Origin of the sequence: Clostridium algoriphilum, assembly GCF_020443705.1 — a bacterium.
GTDB classification, from domain to species: Bacteria; Bacillota; Clostridia; order Clostridiales; family Clostridiaceae; genus Clostridium_AD; species Clostridium_AD algoriphilum.
Map to the genome: position 1 here is coordinate 1 of NZ_JAIZZK010000070.1, position 7,713 is coordinate 7,713.

Here is a 7,713-nt window from a genome sequence, read left to right on the forward strand (position 1 = left end):
AAGTATGGAATTTTTTAGATGAGTATTGCATAGTATAGAGTATAGCGTACGAATGAAGTAAGCGATAGTTAATAGCCATTCTCCTCAAGAGAGTGGCTATTTTTATAGTCTAAAATAATGCTCTATGACTATATATTCCGTAGTAGTTGCAAAAACGTTTCTCCGTAGCAAAGCCTGTAAGCGTAAACTCATTGTAACCACTGCGGCTCTAAAGTAATAATGAATTATTATTTGTTTTGTACTCTATTATTTAATTGTAAACAATTGTCACTAAAATGAAATTTACAGCCTACCTTCGTAATAACGCCACCTATATCTTTATAATTTTCCGAACATTCGTAAACGAATTTATTCATTCCAGCCAATTTATTTTTTTTGATAAGTTGAATTTCTTTTTTTATATACTCGCAATACATAATTCTCACCACCCTTTTATATAATAATTCTGTAAAAAAATATAAATTCCCTTTATTTTCATAATAAGTTACACAATGAAATTAAAATAATAAAGTTATAAACTAACTCTACCTAGATAAGTTAATAACGTCATTGTAGCTTGTTTAATACATAGGTTTACTATTAACAGTAAAAAGAAGTCATAAATAACTTTAATAACTATTTACAGTACGGTACGATAGTTTTACAATATATGTAAAAGGGCGGTGAAATGAGCAAAAAAATATCAAAATGGAGTGGAGCATTGGCAGTAAGAATTACAACAGAAGCTAAAGAACTAGGGTGGAAAGCCATGGATGATGTAAATGTTACTATAGAGGACAACAAAATAATTATAGAAAAGGTTACAAATAAATTAAATACCGAAGATATAAAAGTTAGGTAAAAACAATACTTAAGAATAATTTAAATTTAAGAAGGGGGATCCAATAATGGAAAGTTTAGAAAATAGACTTGATGCGAAAATAAAAGACTTATATGAAAAGTTAGGGAGGTATGATAAGACTATTAAATTTCTACTTTATAGTTTAGATAAGAGGGATATTAAAGTGCAAATTGAGGTGCTTGAGGAAATAAAGAATGGCCAGTAATACCAGAGGACTTAAGCTTTTATTAATATTGTTTATATTTATATATGATGGGGGGCTATCCCTCACTGCTGTTAAAGAAAGTGGTACAAATGATCTAGTAATGTGTGATATATACTCTATCAAATTTGTAAGAGTTTTTGATAATCAAAGTGATAAATGTAGGGGGTAATAAAGTTTTTTCATACTTATCTTTAGTTGAACAAAAATTTTAATGCTAGCATTAGTACATTAGGTATGAACTCGGTACTTGTAAGTGGATATTATTTAAGATTTGATGGTTAATAGCAAAAATAAACATTAACTCAACAAGGAGATGGACAGACTACTGTAGCAAAATAACTAAAGCAGAATAATATAGAGGGCAAATATTATTTTGGAGGTACTTATGTGTAACTACCATTGTAAAGACTGTGAGAATCTTGGACAATGTATGTCTATGATGAATATACTAATGTATGATGAAGAAGATGAAAAAGACGAAGAAGATAAAGATTTAAAATACATGTATCGTAAGAGTTATACCGTAATATATCCTATGGTAAAACACCATTGTGATATGAAGAGATTTATTTTTACTTGGAAGTCGGGAAAGAATGTTCCATCATAGATATTTGATAAACAGCTGTGCTAGGCTGTTTTTATTTTTGGAAATTGTAGGACACCTGTTATACATATGACCCCAGTATCATATCCAAACAAAAGTCCGCCAAAAGTTGATATAAAGCTATCTTTTTTAGAAATTTTTTCTTTCCAGCATTTTGTTCCATACTAATTCACCTCTATAATAATTAATGGCTTGTAAAATTCCGATTTATTAGTTTCTCTATATTAAATATTATCTGTCATGTAGGTGTTTTTTTATAAGTAGCTGTCATAATTCTTAAGCTAAATCTAATACTTTTCTAATCTGTTTTTAATAAATATATTATATGATATGTGGAGAAAATTATATTTTACATTATAATTGGGGGTGGGGGAGGGCTAAGGATACCTTTAATACAGAAATTTGATAGCTCCATATTATTGTATATAAATGATAATTTGTATGGACCTATTATGGATAAAGTCACGAGTATATACTTGAATCTTTCAGTTTAGCGTCTTTAATAGCTTTTTCAAGATTACATTTATATGTACATTATCTTACAGATGTTTTAACAGGTATTGTTTTAGGGCCTATATGCAGTGGAATAATAATTTTCTTGTTTAATAAAGTAAGTTATATAAATCATAATACCAAGCCTGATATGTAAGAGAAAGAGGCGGTAAGGTGTATTTTAATATTGGAAAAAAAATAGATAAATTCGATAATTATATTCTATTTGTTATTGAAAAGTATGTACACAATAGATGCTTAGATATTATTATGCCTATAGTAACATTTACGGGAAATTTAGGAATTATTTGGATAATAATAGCTATTGCTTTAATATTAGAGAAACCATATAGAGTAGTTGGAAATTTAATAATTATAACATTAATTATAAGTACAATTGTTGGGGAAGGAATAGTAAAACACATAGTGAGACGAGTTAGGCCTTGCAATAAACAAAATAACGTCGGTCTGCTCAGTACAAGTCCAATATCTTATTCTTTTCCTTCTGGACATACATTATCATCCTTTGCTGTTGCAGAAATGCTGTCTATGTATTTTACACAATATAAGTTGTTATTTATGTTAATAGCATTTTTGATAGCCTTATCAAGGTTATACCTATATGTTCATTACCCAACGGATGTCATAGCAGGAATGGTAATTGGGGTGATATGTTCAAAAATAATTTTTATTGTCTTAAGAGAAGTATCTATTCATAAATTACTAACAATAACCATATTTTCTCTGCTGTAATTTAAAACGACTAAAGTACACTATTTCATTTTGGTGCAAAGCAAAATTAAATTATAATATACATTTTCCTCATTTATTTGAATATGTTATTTTTAAATATTAATATAAATTAACTTATATTTAATTTTTAGCTAACATTAGTAAGTTATACTTATTTTTATAAAACTATTTATAAAAGGAGACTAGTAATGAATAAACTAATAAGCAAAACATGGTAATTCTCCTATTAACCCCACTAAATTAAATATTGTTGATCAGAATTTGATTACTGCTGGTGTTGATCAAAAGTTAATTGCCCAAATCACTACAGATGACACGGCACTAATTTGGCTAACTGATCAATCAAAAACAAGTGCTGTAGTGTCAAAAATTACAGCTAATAAAGATACGGCTCACATTAAAGATGTGCTATCTTATTCTTCTACTGACAAATGGCCATTTAATAATCCTGCAAATGATTCCCTCGTACCAGATATTGTAATTAAGCCAGAAGATGGTGGTAAAAAAATTGCTGAACATGGTGGTTTCTCAAAAGAAGATACAAATGTTGCACTATTACTATCTAACTCTGGTATAAAAAAATCAGAGCAAAACACAAAAGAAGTCACTACTTCCCAGGTGGCTCCAACAATTTTAAAAGCACTTGGACTTGATCCAGGAAAACTTCAAGCTGTTAAAAAGGAATATACAAAACTATTACCTGATTTTAAATAGCGGAAATTTCCTTTTTAACTTTTTATGAAAGCCGTGTATTTATTCATTTATCCATCACCATTTTTATAGTTATATTAATTTATATACTATATGCATATAAACACTCTTTCGTTTTTTGAACTGCTCCCTGTCAAGTGGACAGTGGAAATAATAAAAATTACTTAAGCGGTTAAAGCCCTAAATTCCAAAGGAATAAGGCCGTTTGTAATCGCTTGGTATTGTAGAAAATAATATATTTATCAATTGCATTAGAGAAATCTTCATATGTATTATATTTGTGCAAGTAGTACTTTTCACACTTGAGAATTCCCCAAAAGCCTACCATTCGACCATATATATATTCCTATTATTATCATAGAAAGAAGGGTTTAAATGACAACCGAAGCAAAAATACAATTAACTTCAACTGAATTAGGTACATTGTGGATGACTTATATGTCAACTACTGGAATGTTAGTAAAACTATCGATAAAGAGGCTCAAAATATATTAGCTTCCTACGCAAATGAAGGACAAAATATAAAAAGTGAAATTATAAATATATTTAATGCAGAAAAGGCAGTTATTCCGATGGGTTTTAGTGGAATAGATTCTGTAAAAGATTCTATTCCTCTATTTGATGACATTTTTTATATAATGTTTCTCCGCGAAATGATGAAATTAAATTTAGGTAATGGTGCAGTAAATATATCTATGTAAGAAAAAAGATTATTAGAGGAATCTAAAAAATATAATATCGATCAATCAAAAATATTTTCTTCTATGTCTCATGAATTAAAAACACCACTTAATATTGTTCTTAGTGCATTGCAATTACTAGAAATTCAATATGATAATAAGTCCGTAGTTACTGTCAAGGCTTACTGTCAAGGCTTAATTCAGACCGTTTAATTGAAATAAGTTGATAAATTTGGGTGTGAAGTGGAATTTTGTACAAAAATGAACTTAGAAATAGCAATGAATTGAGAGTTTCTGAGAGTTTCTGCGAGTACTAAAAGAATATAAGAGAGGTGTGTTTTTTGGATAAAAAGAGAAGTTTTATTGTGGTTGAAGGAATAGTTCAAGGTGTGGGCTTCCGTCCATTTGTATATAATCTAGCAAAAAAAAATGGGTTAAAAGGATGGGTGAATAATAATTCCGAAGGAGTTTATATAGATATTGAGGGATTTGAGGAAGATATAGATAAATTTGTACAATGTCTTAAAAATAATCCTCCGCCTCTTGCCCGAATAGAAAAAATAACTATAAAAGTTGATAAAGTATTAAATTATTCTAATTTCGAAATTAAAGAAAGTGAACAGAGTTTAGATAAAATCACTTTTATATCCCCAGATATAGCTACTTGTAGTGAGTGCGAGGAAGATATACTAAATTTAAATAATAGGAGAAAAGGTTACTCTTTTACTAATTGTACAAATTGTGGCCCCAGGTTTTCTATAATCAAAGAATTGCCTTATGATAGGGATAAAACTACAATGAATGAATTTAAAATGTGCAAGGCATGTAATAGTGAATATTTAGATCCTACAAATAGAAGATTTCATGCGCAACCCAATGCTTGCGAAAAATGTGGTCCCGAGCTTTGGATAGAGGATTTTAAAGGTAACAGATTAGAAATAGAAGATCCTATAAGCTTTGCTCAAAACATGCTTATGGAAGGTAAAATTTTTGCAGTAAAAGGCCTAGGAGGTTTTCACCTTGCCTGTGATGGATTGAATGAAGATTCCGTGAGTAACTTAAGGAAGAGAAAAAAAAGACCCTTTAAGCCTCTTGCGGTTATGATAAAGGATATAGAAACAGTAGAGAAATATTGTAGAGTGAATCAGGTAGAGGAAAAAATACTAACCGGAATAAGAAAACCAATTGTTATTTTGAATCAAAAGGAAAGCTTTGATTTACCTCGAAATATTGCACCTAATCAAAAAACAATGGGAGTAATGCTTCCATATACACCTATTCATATTTTATTGTTTTCTGAAAAACTTAAGGTACTTATTATGACTAGTGCAAACCTTAATGGTCTACCTATAGAGTATAAGGACAGTTCTGCTCGATCTGACCTTTCAGGTATTGTGGACTATTTTCTCATGCATAATCGTGAAATACATGTCCCAGTTGATGATTCTGTATTAAAAGTTGTAGATGAAAAGCAGACAATTATAAGGCGTTCTCGTGGATTTGTACCTGAGCCTTTTAAATGGAGTAATATGAGAAATATATTAGCTTGTGGTCCAAATATGAAAAATACTTTTTGTATCAATAAAGAAGGGTATTTGTTTCTAAGCCAATTTAATGGTGACTTAGAAAATTTAGAAACTTATGAACACTATAAAAAAAATGTAGAGCATTTTAAAAAAATATTTTCTTTTTCTCCCGAATTTATAGCATATGATATGCATCCAGGATATATGTCAACTAAGTATGCTTTAGAATGCGATTTGCCTAGGATTGCGGTGCAGCATCATCATGCCCACATAGTTAGTAACATGTTTGAAAATGATTTAAAGCAAAAAGCTATTGGAGTTTGTTTTGATGGAACTGGCTATGGTACTGACGGCAGAATATGGGGTGGAGAATTTCTTATTTGTGACCGGCTCGAATTTAGAAGAGTTGCTCATCTTGAAAATATAAAAATGCCTGGAGGAGAAAAAGCTATTAAAGAACCCTGGAGAATGGCAGTTTCTTATATTTATAAGTCTTTAAGTGAACAAAAAAGTGAAAAAGAAATTAATGATTTGATTTTTAAGTTATATGGTAATAAGGCTATTAATTTGATTAATATTTTAAACTCAAACATTAATTGTACAGAGACTTCAAGCATGGGCAGACTTTTTGATGCTATGGCAAATATAATTGGTATTACGGATGTAGTTACATATGAAGGTCAGGCATCCATTGAGCTTGAGGCTATATCAGAAATAGATATTGAAGAATCATATACTTATAGAGTAATAAAGCAGGATATGTATATTGTAGAGCCCTATGAAATAATTATTGAGGCAATAGAAGACAGAAAAAAAGGAGTATCAGCTAAAATTATTGCTTCAAAATTTCAAAATACTATTGTTAATTTAACTGTCAGTGTATGCGCGTGCATTAGAGAAGATTCAGGTATAAATGAAGTTGCGCTGAGTGGAGGGGTTTTTCAAAATTCTTTTTTACTTAAAAAAATATGCTGCAATCTCAAAAAGAATAATTTTAAAGTCTATACTCACAAAGAATTACCTTCTAATGATGGAGGGGTAGCAATTGGGCAAATGATTATAGCTAATGAAATAATTGAGAATGATTCACAAAATTTTGAATAGATTCTGTAAATTCAAAATACTATTTATAATAAAAAGACGGCAGCTTAAAAACTGCTGTCTTTTTATTATATGGAAAAAACATATCAAATACTTCAACATAAGTATTTAACGGATAATTTAATACGACTTAACATAACTTAACAAAAATTAACAAACTAACAAAGTTGATGACATGTTTTTTATGTATAATGGTGTTAAAGGAAAACCGTCGACAGTTTTTTTAAATTTAAGGAGGGATAATTATGAAAATAAGTAGAAGAGATTTTTTAAAGTGGTCTGTTGCGGCATCAGTTGCTTTAAATATAGATTTTGATCTTGCAAATGTAAACACTGTTCTTGCTGCAGAAACAGATCCGCCAATAATTTGGATTCAAGGTGCAGGATGCTCTGGATGTACGATCTCCACTTTAAATGTAACCACTCCAACCACTATTGATGATGTGCTCTTAAATAAAATAAGTATGAAATATAACAGCACAATTATGACGGCTTCAGGTGATCTTGCAATGCAAACTCTTGACCAAAGTGCCACTCAGTACAAGGATCAATTTATACTTGTTATAGAGGGCGCAGTACCTACTGGCGCAAGCGGAAACTATTGTATAATTGGGGAGATTAATGGAGTTCCATTAACAATGCAACAAGCTGTTTTAAAATATGGTCCGATGGCAAAATATGTAGTAGCTGCAGGAACTTGTGCTTCCTTTGGTGGAGTTCCAGCAACAGGCGCAAACAGTACAGCATGCCAAAGTGCTAAAACTATATTAACCGGGAAAACAACTAACCCTGTAGTAAAT

At 30.2% G+C, this 7,713-nt stretch carries 13 protein-coding genes; 11 read left to right on the top strand and 2 right to left on the bottom strand.

Features of this window, described 5'->3' with window-relative positions; all coding sequences use genetic code 11:
• Nucleotides 1–227 precede the first annotated feature (227 nt).
• Nucleotides 228–416 (bottom strand): hypothetical protein, encoded by a 189-nt coding sequence (locus LGK95_RS21445; RefSeq protein WP_226126939.1) that lies wholly within the window; start codon nucleotides 414–416, stop codon nucleotides 228–230.
• A gap of 251 nt (nucleotides 417–667) precedes the next feature.
• Between LGK95_RS21445 and LGK95_RS21450 the strand changes: the two genes are divergently transcribed.
• The 7 genes from LGK95_RS21450 (at nucleotide 668) to LGK95_RS21480 (ending at nucleotide 3,609) form a co-directional block, all read left to right on the top strand.
• On the top strand, nucleotides 668–841 hold the full coding sequence (locus LGK95_RS21450) for an AbrB/MazE/SpoVT family DNA-binding domain-containing protein (protein ID WP_226126940.1): 174 nt from the start codon (nucleotides 668–670) through the stop codon (nucleotides 839–841).
• 46 nt (nucleotides 842–887) lie between these two features.
• Nucleotides 888–1,046 (top strand): hypothetical protein, encoded by a 159-nt coding sequence (locus tag LGK95_RS21455; RefSeq protein WP_226126941.1) that lies wholly within the window; start codon nucleotides 888–890, stop codon nucleotides 1,044–1,046.
• Nucleotides 1,036–1,215 (top strand): hypothetical protein, encoded by a 180-nt coding sequence (locus LGK95_RS21460; protein WP_226126942.1) that lies wholly within the window; start codon nucleotides 1,036–1,038, stop codon nucleotides 1,213–1,215. Before LGK95_RS21455 ends, LGK95_RS21460 begins: the two co-directional genes overlap by 11 nt.
• A 216-nt stretch (nucleotides 1,216–1,431) precedes the next feature.
• Entirely contained in the window at nucleotides 1,432–1,653 is a 222-nt protein-coding gene (locus LGK95_RS21465; protein WP_226126943.1) for a hypothetical protein, read from the top strand.
• A 469-nt stretch (nucleotides 1,654–2,122) separates the two neighbouring features.
• The gene (locus tag LGK95_RS21470) at nucleotides 2,123–2,299 is read left to right on the top strand and encodes a phosphatase PAP2 family protein (RefSeq protein ID WP_319001949.1); all 177 of its coding nucleotides are present in this window, start codon (nucleotides 2,123–2,125) and stop codon (nucleotides 2,297–2,299) included.
• 17 nt (nucleotides 2,300–2,316) lie between these two features.
• Complete coding sequence (locus tag LGK95_RS21475) at nucleotides 2,317–2,895, top strand: phosphatase PAP2 family protein (RefSeq protein ID WP_226126944.1); 579 nt, start codon at nucleotides 2,317–2,319, stop codon at nucleotides 2,893–2,895.
• A gap of 261 nt (nucleotides 2,896–3,156) precedes the next feature.
• Nucleotides 3,157–3,609, top strand: coding sequence for a hypothetical protein (locus LGK95_RS21480; protein WP_226126945.1), 453 nt, complete (start codon nucleotides 3,157–3,159; stop codon nucleotides 3,607–3,609).
• A gap of 169 nt (nucleotides 3,610–3,778) precedes the next feature.
• Here LGK95_RS21480 and LGK95_RS22945 read toward each other — a convergent pair whose 3' ends face one another.
• Nucleotides 3,779–3,934, bottom strand: a complete 156-nt coding sequence (locus tag LGK95_RS22945) for an IS3 family transposase (protein ID WP_226126946.1) — start codon at nucleotides 3,932–3,934, stop codon at nucleotides 3,779–3,781.
• Nucleotides 3,935–4,031: 97 nt separating this feature from the next.
• Here LGK95_RS22945 and LGK95_RS21490 point away from each other — a divergent pair, with 97 nt between their 5' ends.
• The 4 genes from LGK95_RS21490 to LGK95_RS21505 all read left to right on the top strand — a co-directional run.
• Nucleotides 4,032–4,307: a DUF3231 family protein gene (locus LGK95_RS21490; RefSeq protein ID WP_226126947.1), complete on the top strand. Its 276-nt coding sequence runs from the start codon at nucleotides 4,032–4,034 to the stop codon at nucleotides 4,305–4,307.
• Between the two features lie 51 nt (nucleotides 4,308–4,358).
• On the top strand, nucleotides 4,359–4,499 hold the full coding sequence (locus LGK95_RS21495; protein WP_226126950.1) for a histidine kinase dimerization/phospho-acceptor domain-containing protein: 141 nt from the start codon (nucleotides 4,359–4,361) through the stop codon (nucleotides 4,497–4,499).
• A 128-nt stretch (nucleotides 4,500–4,627) separates the two neighbouring features.
• Complete coding sequence (gene hypF, locus LGK95_RS21500) at nucleotides 4,628–6,916, top strand: carbamoyltransferase HypF (RefSeq protein ID WP_226126948.1); 2,289 nt, start codon at nucleotides 4,628–4,630, stop codon at nucleotides 6,914–6,916.
• Nucleotides 6,917–7,158: 242 nt separating this feature from the next.
• Nucleotides 7,159–7,713 (top strand): NADH-quinone oxidoreductase subunit B family protein (locus tag LGK95_RS21505; protein ID WP_404814483.1); only part of this gene is annotated, 555 nt, incomplete at its 3' end.

Bases quoted from the DNA above. Each gene is read 5' to 3' on its own strand.
- LGK95_RS21445 (WP_226126939.1), bottom strand. From the start codon at position 416: ATGTATTGCGAGTATATAAAAAAAGAAATTCAACTTATCAAAAAAAAT.
- LGK95_RS21450 (WP_226126940.1), top strand. From the start codon at position 668: ATGAGCAAAAAAATATCAAAATGGAGTGGAGCATTGGCAGTAAGAATT.
- LGK95_RS21455 (WP_226126941.1), top strand. From the start codon at position 888: ATGGAAAGTTTAGAAAATAGACTTGATGCGAAAATAAAAGACTTATAT.
- LGK95_RS21460 (WP_226126942.1), top strand. From the start codon at position 1,036: ATGGCCAGTAATACCAGAGGACTTAAGCTTTTATTAATATTGTTTATA.
- LGK95_RS21465 (WP_226126943.1), top strand. From the start codon at position 1,432: ATGTGTAACTACCATTGTAAAGACTGTGAGAATCTTGGACAATGTATG.
- LGK95_RS22945 (WP_226126946.1), bottom strand. From the start codon at position 3,934: ATGGTAGGCTTTTGGGGAATTCTCAAGTGTGAAAAGTACTACTTGCAC.